Source organism: Gracilibacillus halophilus YIM-C55.5, from assembly GCF_000359605.1.
Taxonomy (GTDB): Bacteria; Bacillota; Bacilli; order Bacillales; family Amphibacillaceae; genus Gracilibacillus; species Gracilibacillus halophilus.
The window spans coordinates 17,987-44,771 of sequence record NZ_APML01000005.1 but is presented as its reverse complement, the minus strand read 5'-3'; the positions used below and the strand labels follow the sequence as shown (position 1 = coordinate 44,771).

The 26,785-nt window shown below is 38.7% G+C and carries 27 protein-coding genes, 1 pseudogene and 1 riboswitch; of the genes and pseudogenes, 9 read left to right on the top strand and 19 right to left on the bottom strand.

The window, feature by feature from the left end; all coding sequences use genetic code 11:
• Window positions 1-2: 2 nt before the first annotated feature.
• Window positions 3-1,853, bottom strand: a complete 1,851-nt coding sequence (locus tag J416_RS01555) for a beta-glucoside-specific PTS transporter subunit IIABC (protein WP_003463402.1) — start codon at window positions 1,851-1,853, stop codon at window positions 3-5.
• Window positions 1,854-2,088: 235 nt separating this feature from the next.
• Here J416_RS01555 and J416_RS01550 point away from each other — a divergent pair, with 235 nt between their 5' ends.
• Window positions 2,089-2,796, top strand: a complete 708-nt coding sequence (locus J416_RS01550; RefSeq protein ID WP_003463400.1) for a GntR family transcriptional regulator — start codon at window positions 2,089-2,091, stop codon at window positions 2,794-2,796.
• Between the two features lie 149 nt (window positions 2,797-2,945).
• Window positions 2,946-3,361, top strand: a pseudogene (locus J416_RS01545) (DinB family protein); the annotation flags it as partial.
• A gap of 88 nt (window positions 3,362-3,449) precedes the next feature.
• Here the strand turns inward: J416_RS01545 and queF are convergent.
• Window positions 3,450-3,857, bottom strand: a complete 408-nt coding sequence (queF, locus tag J416_RS01540) for a preQ(1) synthase (RefSeq protein ID WP_003463398.1) — start codon at window positions 3,855-3,857, stop codon at window positions 3,450-3,452.
• Between the two features lie 221 nt (window positions 3,858-4,078).
• On the bottom strand, window positions 4,079-5,158 hold the full coding sequence (gene serC, locus J416_RS01535; RefSeq protein ID WP_003463396.1) for a 3-phosphoserine/phosphohydroxythreonine transaminase: 1,080 nt from the start codon (window positions 5,156-5,158) through the stop codon (window positions 4,079-4,081).
• Window positions 5,159-5,219: 61 nt separating this feature from the next.
• A riboswitch (ZMP/ZTP riboswitch) is annotated at window positions 5,220-5,303 on the bottom strand.
• Between the two features lie 148 nt (window positions 5,304-5,451).
• Here serC and J416_RS16100 point away from each other — a divergent pair.
• Genes J416_RS16100 through J416_RS01525 form a run of 3 tightly spaced genes read left to right on the top strand, consistent with a single transcriptional unit; the run spans window position 5,452 to window position 7,359 of the window.
• Entirely contained in the window at window positions 5,452-5,847 is a 396-nt protein-coding gene (locus J416_RS16100; protein ID WP_003463394.1) for an HAD family hydrolase, read from the top strand.
• 2 nt (window positions 5,848-5,849) lie between these two features.
• Window positions 5,850-6,170: an HAD family hydrolase gene (locus J416_RS16095; protein ID WP_240407235.1), complete on the top strand. Its 321-nt coding sequence runs from the start codon at window positions 5,850-5,852 to the stop codon at window positions 6,168-6,170.
• 22 nt (window positions 6,171-6,192) lie between these two features.
• A complete protein-coding gene (locus J416_RS01525; RefSeq protein ID WP_003463390.1) occupies window positions 6,193-7,359 on the top strand; it encodes a tetracycline resistance MFS efflux pump in 1,167 nt (388 codons plus the stop codon).
• A gap of 4 nt (window positions 7,360-7,363) precedes the next feature.
• Here the strand turns inward: J416_RS01525 and J416_RS01520 are convergent, their stop codons facing one another.
• The 5 genes from J416_RS01520 to J416_RS01500 all read right to left on the bottom strand — a co-directional run bounded on the left by J416_RS01520 (window position 7,364) and on the right by J416_RS01500 (window position 12,002).
• On the bottom strand, window positions 7,364-8,074 hold the full coding sequence (locus J416_RS01520; RefSeq protein ID WP_003463389.1) for an EcsC family protein: 711 nt from the start codon (window positions 8,072-8,074) through the stop codon (window positions 7,364-7,366).
• Window positions 8,075-8,154: 80 nt separating this feature from the next.
• Window positions 8,155-8,790, bottom strand: coding sequence for a YesL family protein (locus tag J416_RS01515; protein ID WP_003463387.1), 636 nt, complete (start codon window positions 8,788-8,790; stop codon window positions 8,155-8,157).
• A gap of 17 nt (window positions 8,791-8,807) precedes the next feature.
• Complete coding sequence (locus tag J416_RS01510; protein WP_003463385.1) at window positions 8,808-9,656, bottom strand: carbohydrate ABC transporter permease; 849 nt, start codon at window positions 9,654-9,656, stop codon at window positions 8,808-8,810.
• Window positions 9,657-9,670: 14 nt separating this feature from the next.
• Window positions 9,671-10,588, bottom strand: a complete 918-nt coding sequence (locus tag J416_RS01505; protein ID WP_052000910.1) for a carbohydrate ABC transporter permease — start codon at window positions 10,586-10,588, stop codon at window positions 9,671-9,673.
• A gap of 70 nt (window positions 10,589-10,658) precedes the next feature.
• Entirely contained in the window at window positions 10,659-12,002 is a 1,344-nt protein-coding gene (locus J416_RS01500; protein ID WP_003463380.1) for an ABC transporter substrate-binding protein, read from the bottom strand.
• A 203-nt stretch (window positions 12,003-12,205) separates the two neighbouring features.
• Between J416_RS01500 and J416_RS01495 the strand changes: the two genes are divergently transcribed.
• The 3 genes from J416_RS01495 to J416_RS01485 all read left to right on the top strand — a co-directional run bounded on the left by J416_RS01495 (window position 12,206) and on the right by J416_RS01485 (window position 14,926).
• Window positions 12,206-13,339: a zinc-dependent alcohol dehydrogenase gene (locus J416_RS01495; RefSeq protein ID WP_003463377.1), complete on the top strand. Its 1,134-nt coding sequence runs from the start codon at window positions 12,206-12,208 to the stop codon at window positions 13,337-13,339.
• A gap of 156 nt (window positions 13,340-13,495) precedes the next feature.
• Complete coding sequence (locus tag J416_RS01490; protein WP_003463374.1) at window positions 13,496-14,218, top strand: DUF421 domain-containing protein; 723 nt, start codon at window positions 13,496-13,498, stop codon at window positions 14,216-14,218.
• A 63-nt stretch (window positions 14,219-14,281) separates the two neighbouring features.
• On the top strand, window positions 14,282-14,926 hold the full coding sequence (locus tag J416_RS01485; RefSeq protein ID WP_003463371.1) for an SIMPL domain-containing protein: 645 nt from the start codon (window positions 14,282-14,284) through the stop codon (window positions 14,924-14,926).
• Between the two features lie 536 nt (window positions 14,927-15,462).
• On the opposite strand, the gene J416_RS01480 is transcribed toward J416_RS01485, so the two are convergent.
• From J416_RS01480 to J416_RS01470, 3 genes are read right to left on the bottom strand one after another with little or no spacing between them, the layout of a single operon-like run.
• Window positions 15,463-16,263 (bottom strand): SDR family NAD(P)-dependent oxidoreductase, encoded by an 801-nt coding sequence (locus tag J416_RS01480; RefSeq protein WP_003463368.1) that lies wholly within the window; start codon window positions 16,261-16,263, stop codon window positions 15,463-15,465.
• Window positions 16,264-16,284: 21 nt separating this feature from the next.
• Window positions 16,285-16,797, bottom strand: a complete 513-nt coding sequence (locus J416_RS01475) for an acyl-CoA thioesterase (protein WP_003463365.1) — start codon at window positions 16,795-16,797, stop codon at window positions 16,285-16,287.
• 40 nt (window positions 16,798-16,837) lie between these two features.
• On the bottom strand, window positions 16,838-17,134 hold the full coding sequence (locus tag J416_RS01470) for a hypothetical protein (RefSeq protein WP_003463363.1): 297 nt from the start codon (window positions 17,132-17,134) through the stop codon (window positions 16,838-16,840).
• A gap of 131 nt (window positions 17,135-17,265) precedes the next feature.
• Between J416_RS01470 and J416_RS01465 the strand changes: the two genes are divergently transcribed.
• Entirely contained in the window at window positions 17,266-18,432 is a 1,167-nt protein-coding gene (locus J416_RS01465) for a DUF4317 domain-containing protein (RefSeq protein ID WP_003463362.1), read from the top strand.
• Window positions 18,433-18,514: 82 nt separating this feature from the next.
• Here J416_RS01465 and J416_RS01460 read toward each other — a convergent pair whose 3' ends face one another.
• The 8 genes from J416_RS01460 to J416_RS14920 all read right to left on the bottom strand — a co-directional run bounded on the left by J416_RS01460 (window position 18,515) and on the right by J416_RS14920 (window position 26,750).
• On the bottom strand, window positions 18,515-19,702 hold the full coding sequence (locus J416_RS01460; protein WP_003463361.1) for an aminotransferase-like domain-containing protein: 1,188 nt from the start codon (window positions 19,700-19,702) through the stop codon (window positions 18,515-18,517).
• Window positions 19,703-19,782: 80 nt separating this feature from the next.
• Window positions 19,783-21,141, bottom strand: coding sequence for a YjiH family protein (locus J416_RS01455; protein WP_003463360.1), 1,359 nt, complete (start codon window positions 21,139-21,141; stop codon window positions 19,783-19,785).
• Between the two features lie 108 nt (window positions 21,142-21,249).
• The gene (locus tag J416_RS01450) at window positions 21,250-22,044 is read right to left on the bottom strand and encodes an alpha/beta hydrolase (protein ID WP_003463359.1); all 795 of its coding nucleotides are present in this window, start codon (window positions 22,042-22,044) and stop codon (window positions 21,250-21,252) included.
• A 20-nt stretch (window positions 22,045-22,064) separates the two neighbouring features.
• A complete protein-coding gene (locus J416_RS01445; protein WP_420805420.1) occupies window positions 22,065-23,090 on the bottom strand; it encodes a FecCD family ABC transporter permease in 1,026 nt (341 codons plus the stop codon).
• Window positions 23,077-24,096, bottom strand: a complete 1,020-nt coding sequence (locus tag J416_RS01440; RefSeq protein ID WP_003463355.1) for a FecCD family ABC transporter permease — start codon at window positions 24,094-24,096, stop codon at window positions 23,077-23,079. The genes J416_RS01445 and J416_RS01440 overlap by 14 nt, the downstream gene beginning before the upstream one ends.
• A gap of 16 nt (window positions 24,097-24,112) precedes the next feature.
• Window positions 24,113-25,105: an ABC transporter substrate-binding protein gene (locus J416_RS01435; RefSeq protein ID WP_003463354.1), complete on the bottom strand. Its 993-nt coding sequence runs from the start codon at window positions 25,103-25,105 to the stop codon at window positions 24,113-24,115.
• Window positions 25,106-25,203: 98 nt separating this feature from the next.
• On the bottom strand, window positions 25,204-25,719 hold the full coding sequence (locus tag J416_RS14925; RefSeq protein WP_276116389.1) for an ABC transporter substrate-binding protein: 516 nt from the start codon (window positions 25,717-25,719) through the stop codon (window positions 25,204-25,206).
• A 29-nt stretch (window positions 25,720-25,748) separates the two neighbouring features.
• Window positions 25,749-26,750, bottom strand: coding sequence for a helix-turn-helix domain-containing protein (locus J416_RS14920; protein ID WP_052000907.1), 1,002 nt, complete (start codon window positions 26,748-26,750; stop codon window positions 25,749-25,751).
• Window positions 26,751-26,785 lie beyond the last annotated feature (35 nt).

Below are 26,785 nucleotides of genomic sequence, written 5' to 3'. Positions count from 1 at the left end.
ATTTATTCCTCCCGAAGTGTAAATAGAGATTCTTTTGCTTGAACGTTGTTTTGACCCGTTATAATAAACTCAGAATAACGCTCAGAGTTAGTTATAATAATAGGTGTCGTTATATCGTAGCCTCGTTTTTCGATCGCATGAATATCACATTGCATGATCGGATCTCCTTTGTTCACACGTTCACCCGATTGTACAGATGTGTTAAAATACTCCCCTTCAAGTTGAACGGTGTCTAATCCAATATGAATTAAAATTTCTACTCCTTCGTCAGAAGTAATACCAATCGCATGTTTTGTTGGGTAAAGTGCGGTTACAGTACCATTGATTGGAGCTAATACCTCACCTGTTGTTGGAACAACGGCTAAGCCTTTGCCCATTGCTTCTGAAGAAAATGCTTGATCATTCACTTCAGTTAGTGGCTTAACAGTACCCGTTAATGGGCTATTTACGTCTACTTGATGCACATTTGAAACATTTGACGGTTGATTATTCATACGATTTTCTTTGCTTTGATAACCAAAAAAGATCACGAGTAATGCCCCAACAACGAAAGAGATCGAAATACTCATAATATGGGTGATCATTGGCGAATAAGCGGCAACCGAGAAAATATTATGAAACACATAAGATGTCATTTGAACGCCGACTGTACCGCTCAAAGCACCACCAGCTCCCCCTGCGATAATTAACATTGGGATGGTCCGCTTATACCTTAGAATTAGGCCATATAAAATAGGTTCTGTGATCCCAGCCATAACCCCTGTTAAAGACGCTGAACCTGACAATGCTCTTACTTTTTTATCACGTTTTGACCGTAGGAATATACCAAATGCAATACCTGCCTGAGCAAAGACAGAACATGCAAATAATGCTTCAATTGGGTCGCCGCCCAATGTAGATAAATTATTCAATGTAATCGGTGTAATGCCCCAATGAAGGCCGAAAATAACAAGAAATGCTTGTAATCCGCCTAATAAAATTCCTGCCATTGTCCCGCTTACACCAATAAACCACCATGCTGCTGACGATATCGCTCCCCCTACATATGTACCAAAAGGACCGAAAATAATAACTGTCAAAGGTAACATGATCATCAATGAAAGCATCGGATTTAAAAATAACTGAATATCTTTATGAATGACTTTCTTTAACACCCGATCTAATACAGCATAAATACCAATTGCAATAAAAATAGGGAATACTGAGGTAGAATAATCTGCTAATACAACCGGAATACCTAGAAAGTCTGTTGTTTCACTGGCTTCTAATAATCCAGTATAGGAAGGTTCAAATAACGCCGCTCCAATGACCCCTCCTACATAAGGGTTCGCTTTTAATTGTCTGGATATTGTTACCCCTAAAAATATAGGTAAAAAGTAAAAAACTGCATTACTCGCAGCCGATAAGAGTTGATAAGTACCACTTTCCTTAGATAACCAACCAACGACTGTTAAAATCGTTAATAATGCTTTAATCATACCCGATCCCGCGAGTGCAGGGATAAGAGGTGAAAAGCTTCCTGATATATGTTCAAAAAGTTTAGACACGAATGATCCTTTACTTTCTGAAGTTTGCTCTATATCGTCCCTGCGATCATCAGCTTCAGTAACACCTAATAGTGGGGCGATCTCTTGATAAACTTCATCCACGATATTACCGATAACGACCTGAAATTGACCACCACTTTCAACTACACTTAAAACTTTATCTGTGTTCTCCAGTTTTTCTTTATTTGCCTTTGTTGAGTCCTTCAACTTAAAACGTAACCGAGTGGCACAGTGGACCAGACTGGACACATTCTCTTTTCCGCCTACATCCTCTAAAATTTCTTTTGCTAGTTGTTCGTGATTCATCAAATCCTCCTCAAGTTATTTTTATTCGTCCTTCTGAAAGTTTTTTTATATATCAACTCCCTTACTCACTCATTACAATCAAATCATAACACCATTATCAAACATTATAATTGTATCGGTACAATTTTTCAAGTAGTATATAATTATTTTATTATTAAACATTATTTTTAGGATGATTTTCCAAAAGTTTGATGATATAATAATCATGAGAAAATAACGTAATGAGGAATGTCTGATGTTAAAATATCAAGCAATTGCTAACGAAATTAAACAATTCATTGAAGATAATGATCTCCAACAAGGGCATAAATTACCTGTGCTAGAATCTCTCATGTCACAATTTAAAGCGAGTAAAAGTACAATTATCAATGCACTCGATTTGTTAGAAAAAAAAGGCGATGTCTATCAAGTTAGAGGTAGCGGGATATTTGTTAGAAGACATAGACGTAAAGGTTATATTAATTTGCTCTCCAATCAAGGTTTCAAGAAAGACCTTGATAACTTTCAAATTACTTCTGAAGTGATTGAACTAGATGTAAGAAAACCAAATAGTGAAGTTGCTGACAGTTTAAATATCCATATTCATGACGATGTTTACTACGTTAAAAGAATTCGATATATTAACGGAAAAACACTATGTTTAGAAGAATCGTTTTTTAACAAAGCAATCGTTACTTACTTAAATAAAGAAATTGTATCAGAATCAATCTTCAATTATATTCAAGAAGGTTTAGGTCTAAAAATTGGGTTTTCAGATCTTTATATTCATGTGGATAAGCTAACAGCAGAAGAAGGGAAATATTTAGGTTTGAATGAAGGTGTACCAAAACTATTTGCTGAAACGATCTTCCATTTAACCAACGGACAGCCATTTGACTTTTCTAAAGTGACTTACAATTACGAGCAATCACACTTTTTTATTCAAGAAAACCTTCATGATTAATGATTTCTTAAGGCTCTTGAAGTGAACTTTGCTTTATATTTTGTTACGTTAAAACTAACTGAAAATCTATGAATAGGAGTTGTGAATCTATGTATCGTAAGATCGAAGACTTTCTTAATGATTGGGAACAAGCTGCGCAAGGAACAATCAAAGTATTTGAATCTTTAACCGATGAGAAATTGGATCAAGCCATTGTAGAAGGTCACAGTACGTTAGGTTGGTTAGGCTGGCATTTAGCAACTGCGCCTGCTTTTTTCACTGGCGTTGTAGGCTTGATGTGAAAGCATCCGGTGATCCGAGCCAAGTGCCAACAAAAGCAGACGACATCGTCGAGGCATACAAGCAAATCGCAGAAGACGTCAAAAAAGAAGCGAAAGCCAAGCTAACCGATGAAAAACTCGAAGAAACGGTCGAGGCATTCGGTACACAACTACCACGTGGTGCCGTATTGCGCACGTTCATTGATCACCAGACCCATCATCGTGGCCAAATGACTGTATTGCTTCGTCAAGCTGGATTAGACGTACCAGGTATCATGGGACCAACAAAAGAAGATAGTAACTAATCAATGATTCAATCTCAGGCCAGAAAAAGTCAGTTTTTCCATATAAAAAGGAAGCTAGGACAAAGAGATAGGTCCCAGCTTCTTTTTTTTATTCGCCATATTCTCTTGATGCTTCTGTAGTTAGCTCAATCCCGCCTCTTGCTGTTTGATAAACGGTGACGTCAACCGAAGCAGGTTCAATCGCCCACATTATATCATCGGCTATTTGAGCAGCCAGTGATTCGCAAAAAGCACCGTGATCACGGAACGACCACATATAAAATTTCATTGATTTTGACTCAATACATTTATCACGCGGTGTATAGGCAATTTCTACGGTCCCAAAATCCGGCTGACCTGTTTTCGGACAAATGGCGGTAAATTCTAACGCTCGGAAGGTAATTCTTTGAACATTTGGTGCATCAAAGGCTTCCTGTTTTAAAACTCCTCGCCCTTCTTCAACACTATTGGGCCGTGGCATCGGGCCAGATCGTGGCAAGTAATATTCATCAGACATGGTTGATTCCCCCTAGTTTTGATTAAGCAGGATGGTTTCGAACTGCTTTTTCGTCTAAATACGCATTATATCAGACCTTGTAGCAATTGCCAAACACGAGTATCTCCCAGCAAGCTATAAAGAGGATGGGGAAGTCTTTAATGAACATATTATTCTAAACAACAGATTTTCTCTCCGTTAGAAAAAAGGAAGCATGCGAGAATCGCTGCTTCCTTCCTGTCTTATTGATGTTCTTTCTCAAATTTTTTCATGAATTCAATTAACGCTTCAACACCTTCAACTGGCATTGCGTTATAAATGCTAGCACGCATACCGCCAACAGAACGGTGACCTTTTAACGTTTCTAGTCCTTCTTCCTGGGCCTTTTGAATAAATGTTGCATCCACATCATGATTTGGCACCACGAACGGAATATTCATAATCGAACGACTATCTTCTTTGACAGGAGAATGATAGAAGTCAGATTGTGCAATATATTCATATAACATGTTTGCTTTTTTCTCATTACGTTTCTGGATGGCCGTTAAACCACCTTGTGCTTGAATCCATTCAAATACAAGCTTCGCCACGTAAACACCAAATGTCGGTGGTGTATTATACAGCGATCCACTCTCACTATGGGTCTTGAAGTCTAGCATTGTTGGGCATTCCTCGACGGCATGACCGATTAAATCATCACGAACGATGACAACTGTTAAGCCTGCAGGACCAATATTTTTCTGTGCACCGGCATAAATCACGCCAAATTTCGATACATCGATTTCTTCTGAGAGAATATTGGAAGACATATCAGCCACCAATGGTACATCTCCTGTATCAGGAATATTGCGAAATGCAGTTCCCTCAATGGTGTTATTCGTTGTAATATGCACATAATCTGCATCCGATTTTACCTTATCAGCTGTTACGCTTGGGATATACGTAAAATTTCCATCTTCAGAAGATGCGATTTCGTTTACTTCGATAAATTTCTTCGCTTCTTTCATCGCTTTTTTTGACCATGATCCCGTATTGACATAATCCGCTTGGCCGTTTTTCTTCAAGTTGAGCGGAATAGCAGCAAATTGTTGCGATGCACCACCTTGAACAAATAATACCTTATAGTTATCAGGAATGTGCATAAGCTCACGTAGAAGATTTTCTGCACCAGTGATAATTTCTGTGAAAAGTTTCGAACGATGGCTCAACTCCATCACCGACATACCAGAACCTTTATAATTCGTTAATTCACTTTGCGCTTGCTCTAACACTTCTAACGGCAACATTGATGGACCTGCTGAAAAATTGTACACTCTATCCATTTTATGACTCCACTCCTTCTCTCATAAATCAAACAGAAAGAGGTAAGGAATCTACATCCTTACCTTTTGCCCAGGCGAGCGACTTGTCGATACTATGTGCTCCCCTACGGTTATTCCGTATACCTCGCCAGTTACACATAGCCACTGTAATTTTGTGAAAATTATAACAAGTTTCACACGACTTTTCAATCATTGTTCATCAAATAGTCATACAATTTTCGTTGAATCAATTGTTATTTCAACGCTTTTGTGTCATCATTTTTAGTAAAGCTTGCTTCATAAGGAGAAGAATCATGAAAACGATTATTTTTGACGTAGATGATACTTTATATGACCAATTACAACCATTTAAAAATACAGTGCATCAACAAATCGATTCGTCATTTTCGGATGATGACATGATCCGTCTGTATAAAGCATGCCGTCATTACAGTGATGAAGTTTTTGAAAAACATATGAGCGGAGAAATGACCGCTTTGGAATTACAAACATATCGCATCACAAAGGCGTGTAACGATTTTGGCATTGCCTTAACGGAGGAAGATGCCATTCAATTTCAACATACCTATTTACAAGAACTAAAACAAATCACTCTTTTCAGCAGTCTGACGGAAGTGTTACCTACCATCGTTAATAACAACTGGCAAGTCGCATTCTCACTAATGGGGAACATGACCATCAGTGGATGAAAATGAAACAGCTAGGGGTCACACATTGGATTCCAGAATCAAATATTTTCGTTTCTGGTGACTTAGGTGTATCAAAACCAAATATTAACGCATTTCAACACGTGGAGAACGCATTGAATCTAGAGAAAGATCAAACGATTTACATAGGTGATGCGTACGAAAATGACGTTGTTGGCGCGAAACAAGCTGGATGGCACGTAATTTGGATGAATCACCGCCAGCGAGCGATTCCGGAACATGGTGTGCATCCTGATGCATCAATTGATCATCCAAACGATCTTTATTCTGCTATATTGCAACAATTTTCACTGAACCAAGTTTAACGAATTATTGGAGGCAACAACATTGGAATCAAAAAAAGTGTTCAGTATATTATTTGCCGTCATGTTCCTTGTCATGGTTGGATTCGGCATTATCATACCTGTTCTCCCCTTTTATGCAGAAGAATTAGGAGCCTCTTCCACTGAACTAGGCTTATTAATGTCAGCATATTCTGTGATGCAATTCACCTTCGCTCCTATGTGGGGAAAAATCTCTGACCGTATAGGGCGAAAACCTGTGTTATTGATCGGTATATCCGGGCTTGCCTTTTCATTTATGATGATGGCTTTGGCGACACAGTTATGGATGCTATTTGCCGCAAGAATCATCGGTGGCTTGTTATCAGCTGCAAACATGCCAACTGTTATGGCTTATGTCGCTGATACGACAGATGAAGAAAACCGTAGTAAAGGCATGGGAATCATCGGTGCTTCAGTCGGTCTCGGCTTTATTTTTGGACCAGCAATTGGCGGTATTTTCTCATCAGGAAGTTTAGCGATTCCGTTTTATTTAGCTGGTGGTTCTTCATTTATTACCTTCTTATTGGTACTGTTTGTCCTTAAAGAATCATTGGCACAAAGCGAAGAGGTTACAGCTACAAACAAACGTCCATCAATGATACAAGCATTGCAACAACCCACTGGCCTTTTGTTTGCATTACAAGGGTTTGTTTCGATTTCTCTAGCTGGACTCGAAGCGACATTTGCCTATTTCGCCAATGATCGGGCAGGACTTGGCACGGTAGAACTTGGATATATATTTATGATTATGGGATTGGCCGGTGCTATTGTACAAGGTGGCTTTGTTGGTAAATTAACGAAAAAATGGGGGGAAGGGCGCGTCATTCAAATAGGGATCATTACATCAGCTATCGGTTTTGCTCTGATTTTACTTGTTCAGGATTTCGTTACTGCAGCGATTTTCTTAACCATTTTCGGTATCGGTAATGGACTCATTCGACCGAGCGTGTCTTCTCTATTAACGAAAAATGTTAAAAAAGGGTATGGCCAAATGACAGGACTTCTGTCATCATTTGATTCTTTAGGCAGAATCATCGGACCGACATTTGGCGGGATATTGTATGGTATGGCGATCTTCATGCCTTATGTATCTGGCATCTTACTTTCCGTGATTGCTCTAGGCAGTTACTATATCTATCAAAAAAAGCGACAAGCCATCATGGAATCATGACCCATCACTCTTTTAGCATCCGCATGCGATAGCAGTTTTTCGCAGTTTCACCTAATTGATCAAGTAATTGGTAGTTGGCATACGCACCGACAATTGCCCCTAATCCTGGAATCATTTGCAATAGTTTCACTAAGTCAATATAGTCACGATACTCTTGTTGAAACTCGCGCCAATCCATCCGTGCCAGGCGGTCCTTTTCTTCCTCCCAATGTTGTAGGACATGGAAGACTTCTCTTCTTCTGTCATCATTGGAGAAGGCTAACTGAAAAACATGCAATATAAACAGACGCTCTTCATATTGTTTTGTATCGAATCCGTAAACGCTCGCCACATCAAATAAAAATTTCATCTTAATGGATAATAACAGCGGAAAATCAGCTAATCCAAGGAAAATACCACCCGCTCCTGTACCAGCTCCTTCTGCTGCAGCCGTTTTACGGTAATTGGATAATTTGTCCGCTATCCGTGACTCTTTCTCTTCTAAACTTAAGCCGAATGATTGTTGTTTTCTCGTTGTCATGTCGGACCCCATTAACGTCGCCTTGACCATTTGTTTTATACTTTCGGTAATCATTTGATGCGCTTTTTCTGGTATATAGCTATTGATTTTATTTTGCGCCTTTTTGGATAAACTTTTAAACAAGCTTTTCTGCTTTAGAATATTCGTTTCCCATTCCAGCATTTCCTGATACGCTTTTTGTTCATATATATCCATCTATGTCACTCCATATATACTGTTATCTATTGATACGAATGATGGTAGCCAAATGTTTCAATAGAGTCAAACGGATGATTTCACGTCGCTTTTGCATATTTCTTATACATGTCATCAGTTTGTTTAAACGCTTGATAAGCTAACATCATATTCAAATGGACAAGTAAGCTTATCCCAAATAGCGGAATGAAGCCTTGAAGGTAAGCTAAAAATGAATAGGTGAAAAAGATCGTCACTATCATGAAAAGAAAATGATTCAAGTGCAAAAAACCAAAAGCCATCGCATATTTGAAATAACGAATCCAAGACATTTGGTAATGGACGTAAAATGGATAAATATAAAGCACTAGCATCACCAATATTATCCCGATCATGACAAGGGAAACTTGGAGAAAACGACCAAACCACCCTTCGAGCATAAACGCCAAACGGATATCCAAATACCAAACGCCAGCCAATACAATTAGCACCCATATCATGACACTGCCTCTAAGAAACTGACGCTTATATTCATGCCAAAACGTCTGCCATAATGGTATATCCTCCTCACCCATGGCCGTTTTCCGCGCAATTACAAACAAAGCGATCGTACTGGGGCCAGCGCCAAGCACGACGCCCCCCATAAGTGTTCCTATGATCCAAAATACATTTAAATAAAAGAAATAACATACCCACTCACAAAACGCTTGAATACCATTTGTGAATTTATTGGTCATCGCAAAAACCTCTCCTCTTATCCTTTCAAGCCACTGGTGCTAATGCCTTCAACAATATATCGTTGGAAAATAAAGAATATAATCATAATCGGTAATAAACTGAGTGTTGTCATCGCAAACATGGCTCCCCAATTGGTCACCGCTTCAGGGTCAGAGAATAGTTTCAACGCCAAGGAAACGGGATATTTCGTCGGTGTTTGTAAATACAACAACGGTGCCATAAAATCATCCCAACGCCAATAGAACGAAAAGATCGCTGCAGTCATCATAGCAGGAACAACCAACGGTACAATAATCCGAGTAAAAATGGTAATCGTGTTACACCCATCGATACGAGCAGCTTGATCTAATTCTTTTGGTATCGTACGCATAAATTGTAAGATTAAAAAGATGAAGAAAGGAATCCCAAAAAATGTTGGCACGATTAATGGCAAGTAGGTATCAACCCAACCGAACCAGTTAAACATGACATATTGCGGAATCATAATCATTTCAAACGGAAGCATCATTGTCATCATCATAATCGCAAACCATGTCTTCTTAAAGCGAAACTGAATTCTGGCAAAACCATAAGCAATCACCGTTGATGATAAGATACTGCCAATTGTTGCAATCGTAACGATAATAAATGTGTTTTTATAAAACGTTGTAAACGAAATATCCGCAAAACCTTTCCACCCTTCAACATAATTGGAAAAATGCCATTCTTCCGGAAATAATTTATGCGCATCAATAAATACGGCCGAGCTTTCTTTAAATGAACTACCAACCATCCATAACAACGGATAGAGCATAATAAATGTAAACAAAATTAAACCCACATGTTGAACTAATTTCTTAAAAAGCTTTTTCTGTTTACTTGTCATTCCTTCCCTCCTCTCTAATTATCCTCGTAGTGAACCCAATATTCAGATGATTTAAAGATTAATGCGGTAAAAATCGCAATAATTACAAGCATGATCCAAGCCAGTGCAGAAGCATAACCCATTTTGAAAAATTCAAACGCATTACGGTACATATACAAAATATATAATAAAGTACTATTGACTGGTCCACCTTGGGTAATAATAAAACTTGGCGTAAAGGCCATAAATCCTTGGATCGTTTGCATGACCGTATTAAATAAAATGACTGGCGTTAACATCGGGATCGTAATACGAAAAAATTGCTGTAGTTTACTCGCCCCATCTACTGCAGAAGCTTCATAGTAGTTCGTCGGTATATTTCGAAGTCCTGCTAAAAAAATCAACATCGAAGAGCCAAACTGCCAACCATATAATACAACTAACGTCCATATCGCTGTGTTCGGATCCCCCAACCAGGCGTGTGTCGGTAATCCGAATGTAGCCAAAATCGAATTCACCGCTCCGTCATTCCCAAAAAGCTGACGCCACATAATCGCAACACCAATACTTCCGCCCACAATCGAGGGGAGATACAGTAACGTGCGATAAATACCTGCCGCTTCAACCACTTTATTTAGCACAAGCGCAATCAATAGTGCAAAAACCAAACGAATCGGAACCCCTGTACCAGCATAGAGAAACGTTACTTTCATGGCATCCCAAAATTTTGGATCATTTGTGAATGCCTCTTGATAATTTTCCATACCAATCCAACTAGGCGTGCCGACCATATTAAATTCAGTAAATGATAAATAAAAGGAATATAAAATCGGAAATAATGTCAACATCACCGTACCGATAATGAACGGCGATAAAAATAAATACCCCATTTTATTATCATATTGTCGGTACTTTCTGCGCTTCGGTTGTGTTAATACATGATTTGCCATCATTCCACCTCTCTTCTTCTGAGACAGAAAAGGAGATTGTGAGCGCATCACCACCTCCTTTTTGTGAAACAGATTACTCTGCTAACACAGATTCTGCCGCTTCTCTAAATTGTTGGGCCCCTTCTTCTGGTGTGATTTGCCCATACATCACCATTTCATCAATATCTTCTAAATGGCTTAACACTTCACTAGCTGCTGGTGGATAGTTCGTATCAGCAGGTGAACTATTTTCTGCGACGTAATTCACGTATTCATAAACTTTTTGATCGATTTCAGAAAGGTTCGGTTGCAGTGCCTCTCGAACCTCTGGCTTTATAGGTACACCACGATCCGACCCGATCACTTCAAAAACTTCGACTGTATTTGTGAAGAAGTTAATAAATTTCGCCGCTTCTTCTTTGTGCTCAGAATTTTTACCAATCGACCATAACATCGAAGGTTTCAGGAACATACCTTGATCATTGTTCTCACCTGGTAAAACGACCATCTCTAACGGTTCGCCAGCTGTTTTTTCTAGTGTACCGACTTGATTGGACCAGTTGGTTGGATCAAGTGGCGTTTCTCCGCGCACAATCAATTCATCTTCGAGCCCCTGTACTTGTTGGATCACGTCATAACCAGGCATAACCCCTGCGTCAATCATATCTTTATTCATGGCCAAATAATCGGTCAACACTTGGTCATCGTCATATCCTAATCCTGAGCTATCTTCGTTAAATAACGAATACCCTTTTTCACGCAAATAATAATCAAACATGTTACCTGGTTCAGCTAATCGCGTACCATAATCCCCAGTTGCTTCATGGTATTGAGTCGCAATATCGACAAAATCGTCCCATGTCCAATCATGTGTTGGTGGTTCAATGCCCGCTTCTTCATATGCACTTGGATTATATGTGGCGACTAAAGCATTGGTTCCTGTTGGTATGCCAACAAGGGTGCCATCAACTTTCCCACTTTCGATAACCGTATCTGCTACCCCTTCTAAATCAATCGTCCCCTCTTCGACGTATGGGCCAAGATCTGCGAGTAAATCTTGACTCGCATATTGATTCACATACTCTCCGAAATTTTGTTGCATGATGTCAGGTAAATTGTTTCCAGAAGCCTGTGCAGCCATCTTCTCAAAGTAACCATCAAACCCTGTAAATTCAGTCTGTATCGTGACATGTGGATTTTGTTCCTCATATAACTCAATGATTTCATTCGTCATATCATGCCGATTTTGAGACCCCCACCAAGACATACGCAAGGTGATGGCTTCTTCTCCTTCTTCAGCTGTTTCTTCCTGATTTTCGTTTGATTGTTCTACGTCATCTGTTGTTGCATCTGGAGTTGTTTCTTCGTCCGAATCTCCACTACAAGCGGCTAAAAGTAGAAATAAGAATATAAGCATGAAACCAAAAAATTTTTTCATCAGCTTTTCCCCTTTCTTTTTGTAAACGGTTTCAATATAGTATATGGTTTATTTAGGCAATGTAACCATCAATCATAAAAGTTTTCTTCTCCTTTTTGCGACAAAGTTTGTGTTACTTCTGATGATTTTTAATCCTATATGGTATAAGGATAAGTTGAAACGAAAAAACTATACTCTACTTCCAAAAGAATGAGGTGAAACAAGTGAAATCGGTAACTTATCAAGGCAAGTATGAAGTGGCTGTTACACAAGTTCCGTTTCCTACTATCGAAGATGATGAAGATGTTATTGTAAAAATTACGTCAACAGCTATCTGCGGGTCAGATTTGCATTTATATCAAGGTAATTTTCCACTACCCATTGGCTATCAAATTGGACATGAACCAATGGGAATCGTAGAAGAAGTTGGACCTAAAGTCACGAAAGTAAAAAAAGGAGATCGAGTAGTGATCCCTTTTACGATAGCTTGCGGTCAATGTCCTTATTGTAAAACACATCATGAAAGTCAGTGTGATCAAGCAAATCCCCATTACGACTCTGGCGGATATCTCGGCTACTCAGAGAAATTCGGTAATTACCCAGGGGGACAAGCCGAGTATCTTAGAGTACCATTTGGAAATTATACACCATTTCTCATTCCTGAGGATTGCGAATTAGACGATGCATCTCTATTATTTTTGTCTGACGTTTTACCTACTGCTTTATGGAGTGTTGAACATGCAGGCGTAAAAGCGGGCGATACCGTTATTGTGCTCGGATGTGGACCCATAGGATTAATGGTACAAAAATTTGCTTGGCAAAAAAGAGCAAACCGAGTGATTGCGGTTGACTATATTCCGTATCGGTTAGAACACGCTAGAAAAGAAAACCGTGTTGAAGTCTTTAATTTTACACAATACGATGATATGGGAGAAACTTTAAAGGAAATAACCAATGGAGGAGCCGATGTTGTCATCGATTGTGTCGGTATGGATGGAAAAAAATCACCGCTCGAATTCGTTGAGCAAAAGACAAAGCTTCAAGGCGGGACTATCGGACCGATTCAAATCGCTACGAAAGCTGTCAAAAAATGTGGCGTCGTACAAATGACAGGCGTATACGGAGGAAACTACAACCTCTTTCCACTTGGCGCTTTCTTCTCAAGGAATGTTCAACTCAAAATGGGACAGGCACATGCGCGTTCATATATGGCATCGATTTATCGTCAAATCGTTAATGGGGATATTGATCCGACGACCATCATTACTCATCAATTACCATTGGAAGACGCATCACACGGTTATGATATCTTTAATGGAAAAAAAGAGAATTGCATGAAGGTCGTGTTACAACCATAGGGACTTGCTTAGCAAGCCCGTAAACTTTCAAAAACAGTTCATAATAATGTTTTACTTGACTGGCTATTATTCCCAGAGTAAAAGCTAGACATTTATATTTTTACTAAAACAGAGAACACTAACTATAGATATTCAAAAAGGTAGTGGTGTTCTCTGATGTTACAATCCTTACAAGATATTTTCATTGTCATATTTCGAGTTAGTACCATTTTTCCATTGTTGCTCGTAGTTACATTATTTATGGGAAAACGAACAATTGGTGAATTACCTGTATTTGATTTTCTCATTATTATTTCACTTGCTTCGGTCGTGGGGGCTGATATTGCTGATCCAGATATTAAGCATCTACCAACTGCTATAGCGATTGTTGCTATCGGCGCTCTCCAGAAAGTCATTTCACATTGGAAACTCTCAAATCGCAAATTTGGAAAACTAATCACTTTTGAACCAACAGTGGTTGTGCAAAACGGGAAATTATTACGCCATCAAATCAAAGACATTGGTTTTTCCATCGATAATATTTTACAAATGCTTCGTGAAAAAGATGTATTTGATATTAGCGAAGTCGAGACAGCGATCATTGAAGCAAACGGCGCTCTGAGCGTGTTAAAAAAACCACAAAAAAATACTGTCTTAGCTGAGGATCTTCATATAATGAAGCAATCATCTATCGCCTTTCCCGTGATCATTGAAGGTGAGATTTATGAGGAACCCTTGGCGAATGTAGGACTGACACGTAGTTGGCTCATTCAAACGTTACACAACCAAGGCATTAATCGACAGGAAGATGTATTTTTCGCATCCATTAATCACAAGCATGAACTACAAATTTCCTTAAAAAACGAACGTAAGATCAACATTCCATTTGTTAGACACTAATCATATTTTCTCCTTCCATCGCATTACATAGTAGTAGCTTGCCTATGGAAGGAAGAGATGACAATGAATAAGAACATGTATCCTTACACCGTAAACGTTTCTGGCCAAAGCTTGATTTCTGTTGAACCGAATCAAGCAAATATTCAATTAGGGGTCGTGACAATCGAAAGTCAAGCAAACCAAGCACAACAAAGTAATGCAGCCACTTCTCAGCAAGTGATACAATCGATTCTTTCATTACATATACCTCGTGAAAATATACAAACGGTAGAATACACCATTTTTCCTCAATACGATTTTCATGACGGCGTTCAACAATTTCAAGGTTATCAAGTGACTCACATTTTTCGTATTCAAACCGATGACATCAATCAGCTCGGTTCCATTGTCGATCTAGCCACAAGTCATGGCGCCAATCGCATTGAACGGATCACATTTTCGGTAAAGAATAGAGACCAGATTTATCAACAAGCCTTGCAAATCGCCTTATCCAATGCTTATGAGAAAGCGTGCAGTCTTGCCCAAACGATGCGTGTGCCCTTACAACCAATTCCGATCCGTATCATCGAAGACACGGTTTCGCCGCCAGTCATTCCGTATCATTCGTTTCAATCACAAGAGATGGTCGCTGGCGTTTCCACACCGATAGAAGCTGGCAAAATTGACATTGAAGCCGAACTGACAGTAACGTTCCGATATACATCATGAGCTTCGACGAACTATTGGAAAAACGGCGAGATTGGAAAGAGCACCTATGGCATGATTAAGGCAAAAAATCAGTGTCGGAAGTGAGAAAAGTGCCTTCATCGTGGCTATGACGACAGTTAATCTGTGCTGAGAACGTAAAAAGTGCCTTCATCGCCTCTATGACGACAGTTAATCTGTGCTTAGAACATAAAAACTACCTTCATCGCCTCTATGACGACAGTTAATCTGCGCTTAGAACATAAAAACTGCCTTCATCGCCTCTATGACGACAGTTAATCTGTGCTGAGAACATAAAAACTACCTTCATCGCCTCTATGACGACAGTTAATCTGCGCTTAGAACATAAAAACTGCCTTCATCGCTTCTATGACGACAGTTAATCTGCGCTTAGAACATAAAAAGTGCCTTCATCGCCTCTATGACGACAGTTAATCTGTGCTGAGAACGTAAAAAGTGCCTTCATCGCCATAATGAAGACACTTTTTTGTTCATTTTAGCTTATAAATTTGCTTTCATTAAGTAAAACAGGCTTCTCATTATCGCATGACACTTCCACCGGATATTTTCACTGATTCACCGACGATATTGTTCGCTGCATCGGTTAATAAGAACGCAATAGTCTGAGCTACTTCTTCTGCCGTTGTAAAACGACCAGAAGGAACGCTTTGTTTCGCTTGTTCGAGCGCATGATCATACGAAACTTGATTGCGCTCCGCTTTAATTTGAATCAGATTTTCTGCCATATCGGTATCGACAAAGCCTGGACAAACCGCATTTACTCTCACTTGATGTTTAATCGCTTCATGTGCCATCGACTGTGTCCAGCCAATCATAGCAAATTTGCTTGAGGCATATGCCGTGTTCCCATATGTACCGCGAAGCCCCGACAATGATGCAATATTCACAATATCACCTTGTTGATGTTTGATCATTTTTTGATAAATTGGCTTCGTTAAGCTGAAGGCGGCCAAGTAATTGACTTGCATCATTTGTTCGATCATCGACTCATCTAAATCCTCTACTTTTTTATTGCCTGCGATTCCAGCCGCATTCACTAGTCCAGAAATAAAGCCAAGTTGTTTTTCAGCATACGCCATTAATTCATTTCGATCCGCTTCTTTTGTAATATCAGCGGTCATGACGCAAAAATTTTTCTCATCGGTAGTTTCTAGAAGCTCACGTCTCAATTGATTCAATTTGTCCACATTTCGTCCTGTCGCCGTAAGTTTCGCTCCCATTGAGATTAATACTTTTGCCGTTTCATAACCGATGTCTCCTGTTGCACCTGTTATGAGAATATGTCTATGACGCAACGCATCACTTGAGAAAATCGTCATCACATCCTCCCCCTTTATCACTTATTCCCACGGTTTATTTTTATGAATAAAATTTGCTAATTCTTGACTCGCTTGTTTTCTTCGTTTCCGTGCTTCTACACGATCTTTGGCTGTTTCATGGAGATACTTTTCTTCTTCTGTTTCTGGAATGACATTAGCAACTGGAACGGATCTTCCCTCGTCATTGACAGCAACAAACGTAAGAAAAGCGGTCGCCGCAATCGTTCGCTGTCCTGTAATTAGATTTTCTGCCAACACTTTGACGAATACTTCCATGGAGCTTGTACCAGTCCAAGTGACACAAGACTCCAGACAAACTGACTCATCGGTACGAATCGGTGCTAAAAAATCGACAGAATCAGTTGATGCGGTAACAACAGGGCTTCGCGAATGTCTCATCGCAGAAATCGATGCGATATCATCAATGTAGCTCATTAATTTTCCACCAAAAAGTGTGTGATGATTATTCGTATCAGGCGGAAATACATGACTGACTTTCACAGCTAATGTTTCTCGAATATAGGTATCCTTCATGTCCATCACCTTTTTATCTCATTATAACATGTTTCAATACTTATTCAGGCGATACTTGATCCTGTTGTGCTTCTAAATTTGTGAGCGCTCGTTTTAATTCATGTTGGCATTCCTCAACGCGCACGTGCGCCTTAAATAATGGTTCCATTGATGTCCCGCTCCCATTAATTGCTTTTCCACGTGCATCTTGAATGTCTTCCTGCACTTCTCTTAGCTGTTGTTGCAATGCTTGAATATTCTCTATATCGGCAGAGTTCCTAACCTCACGCGTCGCATGTTCTAACTCATGAGAACGCATTGCCAATTGTTCAATTTCATGACCATTTTGAATCGGCATCATGATTCCTCCTTGTTTTTAGTTCTGGTCGTATTTTCTACAAAATTTTAAAAACTACTCATAACAAAATGGATGCAAGCGATATGTTAAAATAATAGCGGTCATATATTAAAAATAGGGAGTGACAATAAGTGAACAAAAAAGATATCGCAGACATTCGCAAGCAATTTAAGATAGATAACGATCGCATGAAGATTCAAGACATCTTTAACGTATATGTAATGAAAGAATCAAGCGACATTTATCATCAGCAGAGTCAGCCGTTTGACATGCTCGATCAAGATGAACAGGAACTGTTTATGCATAATTTTAAAAAGGTGCTCACAGGGCAACTCGATGAGAAATTATTTGAATTAAAGTTTCAAGCCGATATGGAGAATCCGAGCCAGCTCATTTTACATAAAGGATTGTTAAGCAGTGAAGCTGAAGATTGGAAAGAACAAATGCTCCAAATGGTCGAAAAAATGCTACAAGATAGACAATACGAAATGGATGTCGTCATTACTTTTATTCGCGGAGAATATCTTAAACCCATGAAAAAACCGAATGATGAAACCGAAGACAGTGAACGTGATACCGTTTATTCCCATTCGTTCACACTCTGTACTATAAATAAAACGCAAGATCCGAAAAAAGAATTGCAGTTTGACTATGTTGAGAAAGAATTTAAATACAATGTCGTGGTCGACCCGGTGATTAATTTAGATGCTCCGATTGGCGGATTTTTATTCCCTTGTTTTACTGATCATGCCACTGACGTCAATCATATTCTTTATGCTGCGCAAAAAGCCAATGAACCCGACCCACAATTTATTGAAGATGTGTTGAATGCAGAAGAAACGTTGACGGCTAAAGAGGACAAAACCGTGTTTGAAGAAGTGGTACGAGATGCCGTCGGACATGAAATGAATGCGTCAACGCTTGCTAGTGTCTATGAAGAAATTCACCGTGTCGTGGAAGAAAATGAAGAAGAGGATGCACCTCGATTAGACTCACAAGATATGGAACGTGTGCTGAAATCAAGTGGTGTCAATGAAATCGACCAAGAAAAAATGACGTCAGCCTTTAAAAATGTTGTCGACGATGAAACGTATGAATTAAAAGCACAAAATATTGTCCCTAAATACAATTCAAAGTCAATCAAAATTAATACAAAGATCGCCAAAATCGCAGTCAGCCCAGCTGATTTATATCATGTCAGACAAGTGCAAATGGACGGAAGGCGTTACTTAATGATTGAAGTCGAAGAAGATACAGTCATTGATGGTTTTACGATGATACCAGAAGCATTCAAATAATACGCATAAACAAGAGGCTGGGACAACAGGAAAATCATATATTCAAAAAGCGAATAACAGAATTCCTTTGTCCCTGACTCGCTTACATTTGCGACAATACCTCGCTCAACCGCTTAATACCTTGTTGTATCTCTTCTTTTTCTTCATAACTAAAGGATAATCGCAACCATTCTCTTCCTTCCTCTTCATGTAAGAAGAAATACTTCCCTGGTAGAAAAGATACCCCATTTTTCGTTGCATCATCAAGCAATGCTGACGTATCGATGTTTGATATTTTCAGCCAAACAAAATAACCACCTTCTGGCACATACCAAGACACGTGACGAGGCATATATTGTTCTAATGCCTCAAGCATCGTATCACATTTTTCTTTATATGCCGTGCGCAGCTCCTTTAAGCGCCTATCCAGCGGGTTTTCGTTAAGATATTGTGACATAATCGCTTGTGCAAACGGATGATCCAAGTCTTTTTTAAACCAAAACAAGGTCTGCACCATTTCTTTCGTCGTCGCCACCCACCCAATACGTAAACCTGGAGCAATCACTTTAGACAATGAACCGACATAGAGGACGCGGTTTTCCGTATCCATGGCTGATAAAGGAATGGGCAGCTCGTCGAAATACAATTCGCCGTATGCATCATCCTCGAGAATAAGAAACTGATAGTGCTCCGACAGCTTAATAAGATGGCGCCTCCGCTCATTCGTTAAAGTTGTCCCTGTCGGATTTTGAAACGACGGAATTGTGTATAAAAGTTTCGGCATGGGCAATCCTTGTTCTTTTCGTTCTGCTAATACATGTGCCAATTCATCGGTTTTCATGCCATGTTCATCCATCGGAATTTCAATAAATTGATGTGTATAATTTTGGAACATTTCAAGGGCTTCCATATAAGTCGGCGATTCTACCGCTACGACCGATTGTTCATCAAGCAAGACGCGTGCAATCAAATCAATCGCTTGGCATGCACCTGCAGTTACTAATATTTCATCTGAGGAAAATGATAGCGCTCGTTGTTCTAGGCGGTGTTTAATTTGTTCTGGTAACAACTCCATCTTCGGTGTGCCAACGTAATGCAAAGGCAAATCTTGTTCTTGATCGAGCAAGTTCGTCACCGCTTGTTTTAATTCGGTAACAGGCACGACATTCGGTGCTGGAAATCCTGAACTTAGACGCAGGCAATTTGCTGGTATATTCGGCATCCATTCACCTGGCGGGTCGTTTTGTAATGCTTTTTTCGTTGTGGATGAAAATAATTGATCTATATTCATGCTGTTGATCCACCTTTCTGCAAACGAATAAGAAGCATTGGCGTTACAACCAATGCTTTTTACCTTATTATGAACGGATTTTAGAAGAAAAACAAGTGCGCCATGAGTGCCACAACCGGCAACGTAATAATCGTCCGTTGCAAGAAAATAATAAATAATTCAAAAATCGATAGCGGAATCTTAGATTTGATGAGCAGAATGCCAATCTCCGACATATAAATCAACTGTGCCAATGACATCACACCGATCACAAACCGTGTTAATTCAGATTCAATACCACTTCCGATCACCGCTGGCAAGAACATATCCGCAAATCCAACAATCATCGCAGGCGCAGCGGCCTCTGCCTCAGGAATCTGCAATAATTGTAAAAACGGGATAAAAGGATACGACAAATAATTAAAAATTGGCGTTTTCTCTGCAATAATGAGTGCGACCGTTCCGAGTGCCATCACAAGTGGAATCAATGCAAACCAAATGTCAAACACATTCAAAATCGCACCTTTCACCACATTACGGTAACTTTTGACTTTATCAGCTTTTTCAACTGCCTTTTCGACACCCCATCTAAAGCTCGATACACCTTTCGGAACAACTTCATCAATTTGTTTCCCTGTTTTTTCATAATAATCATCAGGTTTTCGAGATAATGGTGGTACTCTTGGCACTAACATCGCTGCCACTACACCAGCGACCACAACGGTCACATAAAAAGGGACGAACAAATGATCAATGCTTAAAAAACGAGCAATCACTAAACTAAAAGCAATCGAAGCAATTGAAAAGTTTGTCGCTACAACTGCAGCTTCCCTTTTATTATAATATCCAGATTCATATTGTTGCGTCGTTAGCAATACGCCAACGGTCCCACTTCCCATCCATGACGCTAATGCATCAATCGATGAACGACCTGGTAATTTGAATAATGGATACATAATTTTCCGAACCACTGTACCAATAAAATCCATTAAACCAAATTGTAATAACAACGGCATAAACAAACAGGCAAATAAAAACCAAACCATCAAAACAGGAATTAAATCATATAGTACCGTGCCGCCCGTTGCCATCGACCATATGAAAGAAGGACCATATTCAGTCAACGTAAGTACAGCGAATATCGCACCCATAAAGCGCATAATAATCCAAAGATAAGGAATATTTAATAAACTATCTAAAAATGAATTCTTTTTGATAAAAGGTAGATTCGTTACTCTGACTATCAAACTACCGACTGCAGATAAACATATAATCACGGTCATAATATATGGAATCGAATCACCTAGAAAGGCTTGCAATCCGTCGGCTAAAATACCTAAACCAATGGTAACTTTTCCATCAACCGAAATCGGAATTAAAAATAATGCGACCCCAATGATGGAAGGGATCAAAAACTTGATATATTGACTGACTGTAAATGATTCTTGATTGTTTTTCATGATGTTTCCGCTCCTACTTTCTTTATTGTGACTGTCAGTGATTCATAATATATCATTTCAATGTATAAATATGCAATAGTTTTTCATAAAAACTTCGTATTCTATTAATTATTTTAAAGCCCGTTTGATTGCTTGATTAATAAGACGTGGCAAAACTGAGATATGATTTTCATTATCATAAATATGAAAATCAACTTTTAATTGGCTAACGGTAGATAACTTTTTTGTTAGTGTTCTTGCGTTTTCCAGCATAAACGAAGCATGGTTACCTTCTAACTCTCCTGCAGCTATTAATAACGATACGGAGTTCTCCATTCCATTGTTGTTGGCTAAAAAGGCATCTCTTTCTTGCAAAAGAAGTGTTTGATTCCAATGAATCGACGGACTCCCCACTATATACGTTTGAAATGCTTGACTATTTGTAAACAAGGTATGCAAAACAAATAAACCACCTAATGAATGGCCAAAAATCGTTTGTTTTTGTTTATTAACCACGTATTTATTTTCAATAAACGGTTTTAGAACCGTCTTAATGAACCCTGCAAATTCTTCAGCACCTCCATGTGGTGGCAACTCTCGGTCATTCCACTTTGAACTGATATCAAATTCAGGCGCTGACAGCGTATAATCATAGAAACGTTCTTTCGAAAAAGGTTGCTCTATTTGGTACCCAATCCCCACAACTATTGCAGGATAAACATTTGTTCGTTCTGGTCTTCTCGACTGCAATCGAACAGCATCGACAACCGTGGCAAAATTCGAATTACCGTCCAACAAATAAATAATAGGAAATCCGTTTTCTGGAACTGAACAGTTCGGATAAAACACATCTATTTGAAATGACCGATTACTGTACCCAGCATTTATTATAAATCTCTCTGTATTAGGTATCGTTACGTCCATCACTTACCTCCTCTCCATGTCTATTTGTTTGCTTTTCTACGTAATAGATAAATAAAATAAGGAATGCCTACAATCGATACGACAACACCAACCGGCAATTCGACCGGAGAAAAAACCGACTTTGCTATAAAGTCAGAGACCGTGACTAGCACCATACCAATCATACCCGAAACTACAGTCACCATTTTATGATGAAGACCGATTAGTCGCCTGGCAATATGGGGAGAAAGAAGTCCAACAAAGCCAATACTTCCCGATACTGATACACAAGCACTAATCAAACCAATACTCGCTAACAGCCAAATACTTTTTTCCCATTCAGTAGATAACCCTACATTCTTTGCCGTATCTTCACCAAGATAGAACAAATCCAAATGGGATGCTCTTATAAAAATAAATGGCAAAATAACGACAAACCACGGCACAATAGACATGATTTGGTTCCAATTGGCATTGGCTATTGATCCCGTCATCCACATCGTTGCTGCTTCAAAATCTTGCGGATCCATTTTTAGTGAAATATATAAAGTAATCGCACCTAAGCCAGATCCTAATGCTATACCTACTAATAACAAGCGACTGGAATCCAATTTGCCATTGTTCCATGAAAAACCATAGATAAATAACGCTGCTCCCATTCCTCCGATCCATCCAAATATCGGAAGTGTAAAGGTGGATAGCAGTTCTGTTCCCACCTCTAATTTACTAACTATAAACATATACACAACAATTGCTAAACCAGCTCCAGCATTAATCCCCAATATACCAGGATCTGCTAAATCATTTCGAGTGAGCGCTTGAATAATTGCACCTGCTACACCTAGACCTAAGCCGACAAATAGCCCAATAATGATTCTGGGTAAGCGAAAGCTAAAAATAACAATACTATGATCACGGGTTCCATCAAGCAGAAATAAGGTCTGTAATACCTCCGATACTTTCATAGAAAATTCACCATATGTCAAACTCATATATCCACTTACAATCAAAAGCAGAAACAATACGGAAGTAATTTGTAGGAATTTTTTCCGTTTAACTCGCGCCAGCATGAGGGCTCCCTCCTCTCTTTTTAATAAGATAGAGGAAAAAAGGAACACCAATTGTCGCTGTAACCACACTAATCGGTGTTTCAAATGGATAATTCATAAATCGACTAACCATATCAGCAATTACAAGAAATAACCCACCAATTAACCCAGCACAAGGGATCGTCCAACTATATTCTACACCTATTAAAAAACGACTAATATGTGGAATAATCAACCCTACAAAACCAATATTTCCTGCCATCGCCACTGCACAACCCGTTAATAACACGACAGATAAGATTGCAAGCGACTTTACCAATAAATCATTTTGTCCTAATCCTATCGCAACATCACGTCCCAATGATAGCAAAGTCATTTGTTTCGAAATTCCGAACGCTATCACCATACCGATAAAAGCAAACGGAAGAATGGTCTTTAATAATTCTGGATTGATTTGATCAATCCTTGCATTATACCAAAAACTAATATTTTGTGATGTTTGAAAATAGGTTGCAAGTGCTGTAGATATACTACTTAAAAACGCACCAATGATTGTTCCAATAATCGCCATTTTCACTGGCCTCATTCCATCCGGGATAGAGGAAGCTAATAAATAAACGATTACAGCAGCAAGTGAAGACCCTATTAATGAAAACAACACCATTGTCAAATTTGGTAACCCTGGGAAAAAGATCATACAGCATGTAATCATTAATACAGAGCCATCAGACACTCCCATAATAGAGGGAGATGCAAGATAGTTTCTTGTCATCCCCTGCATAATCGAACCTGATATAGCTAAAAAACCACCAATTAATAAGGCTCCTATCGCTCTCGGAATCCGAGAAAAACGAACGATTTGATGATCAATATTTAGTGAATCAAAATGAAAAATGGCGTCCCATATCACATTCACAGCAATCGACTTTGAACCAAAAATAATTGAACAAATTAAACTTAATAAAATAGTAACGGGAGCTACTGTTATGAAAATAGTTGGCATCTTTAACCTTAATGGTCGCATAGCTCCTGCTCCTTTTTTATTCTGCTAAGACGGTTTCCTGAAATGCATTTAAGAATTCTTGCTTACTCCAAGCTGTACCACCCTGTGCCAATGGGTGAGCGGCATTAACATAAACATGGTCATTTTGGACTGCTTTTAGGCTTTGCCAAATTGGATTTTCTTCTAAATTCGTTAAAGCATTCGAATTGTCTGGATTCTCTGATTCAGCATATTGGACAAAAATATGATCTGGATTCAATTCACTAAACTTTTCTAGTGAGATTGCTTCTTGTACTTCAGCTTGTTCAATCACATTAGGTAAATGAAGCCCTAAATCTTCATATAAAACGGGATTAAATGCTGTATCAGGAGAGTATATCATAATATTTCCTGACCTGATCCTTACCACCACTACTTTTTTATTCTGCACGTCATCCGACATTTTCTCTGTCAATTCCGTTAATTGCGTTTCATAATCTGCTAAGCTCTGTTCTGCTTTTTCTGTCTCTCCAGAAAGTTGACCCATTAATAACAAATTTTCCTTCCAATTCGTGGATATATGTGACACAGGTATAACAGTTGTGATTTCATTCAATTTCGCACTTACATCCTCAGGAAATTTCGTGGTGCTCAAAATAACATCTGGATTCAATTCTAGGATTTTTTCAGTATTAGGTTGTCGCTTCTCACCGATAGATTCGGCATTACCTACGATATCACTAAATATTTCCGGAAACTTACCACCGACAGTAATTGCACCAATTGGTTCCACACCTAATAATAGAGCATCCTCCATTGCTTCGAAACTGCCTGTAATAACAATTGAAGGATCCTGTGGCACTTCATATTCCTCATCTAAATAGCGAATAGTATGTGTTTCGGATTCTGTATCTTCCTCTTGATCTTGACCGGTCTCTGTTTCAGTCTGCCCATCTCCACTAGCACCTTCTGTTTCACCTTGCTGACATCCAATAATCATCATAACTAGCGAAACCAGCAGGAAAAGATACATTAACTTTTTTCGTAACATCTATTAACACTCCTTTAATTAACAATAATAATCATTATCAATTATAGAGTGTGATAAAATAGTTGAAAATGGACTATTTACAGATTTATGTTTGAACATTATTCAATTAATAATTCTCTCACCTGTTCGAGAATACGCTCATGTGCGACTGCCGAATATTCAAACCAAGGATCTGTCGAAATACAATGAATATTATTCTCTTTAGCTGCCTTTAATTTCATCCAGTCAGTTGAGAGCTGTAGCTTATTCCAATCATATAAGGTTTCCTGTTCCTGACAAACCATTAGCATGATATGATCAGGATCCATCGCTAAAATGTTTTCAAGCTTGATTTCTCCTCCAGCTACAGATTTTCCATAGGCTGAATGCATTCCCAGTTCTTGAAAGAAAATTTCCGATACTGAACGACTTGTTGTCAGGTAAAAAGATTGCTTATATTTTCGCAAAAACAAAAAGGTAGCATGAGGATATTGAACATCTAATTCAGCTCTTAATCTATTTAATTTTTGTGTGAAATTTCTTAACCATTTGTTCGCCACTTCTTCTTTATGTAAGGATTTAGCTATTATTTGTAGCTGTCTTCGCCATGTTTCTGTTTCATAATTTAGGTGAATAAACCTTGCATTGGTATTATAATTTTTTTCTATCTACTACCGTCACGATAATTCGAAATAATCATATCTGGCTGACATTCCTGTATTCTTTCCAGATTCGATTGATGGTGTACGTCTACTTTATAAGCACTTAAATGTAGTGGGATATCTGTTCGATAATGTTTATAATAAAAAGGTGTCCACTTGGGATGTAACGGAGCAGCATATGGAACAATGCCCAACGCTAATAATTGCCCAATAAAATCGCGTTGACACACCGCTATATGGGTCGTATGATTGCTACGAAAGACACTAGGGGATAGACCCGTTTTCTTTTTAAACCACCTGCTAAAATAGTATTCATCACTTATCCCCACATTTCGCGCAATCTCGCGTAACCTTGCATCCGATTGAATTAGTAACCTTTTTGCTTCTACCAGTCTTTGCTGCTGTAAATATTTTATTGGGCTGACACCATATTGTTTGGTGAATAATTCAACAAAATAATGCTCACTAACTTGGGCAATATTTGCCAAATGTTCTATTTGAATCGAATGTTGATAATGACTATCCATATATTTCTTCGCTTCTAATAATTTGTTATCCGATACCCCTTTATCAGAACTGACTATAAAATAGATCATTTCTTCAAATGTAATCTGGAGGCGAAAATTTTCTAATTCCGTTTTAGCTTCGCTTAATGATAACAATTGGTTACAATATTTCATTAGTGGTTCTGCGATTTGCAACCGCATAATCTGCTGTTTCAATGGCTCACCTGCCATGTCGAAATGAAAAGCATACAACTCGATTCCTGAAGTTAAATCAAACGCATATGTATCCCCAGGCTTGCATAAATATATTTCCTTCTGATGAACAGATAATTTTTCCTTATTGATATAAATAAATCCTTTCCCTTGAGCGATATAGACTAATAAATATTGATTGCTCAAAGTAAATCGCAATCGATATTGTTGATCCTTTTTTACCCACTCCAAACGATTTAATGTCAACGAATATATAGAAGGTTTTAATTGTTTTATTTCATGCACATGTATCACCTTTTTCAACTAATTGAGAATCATTA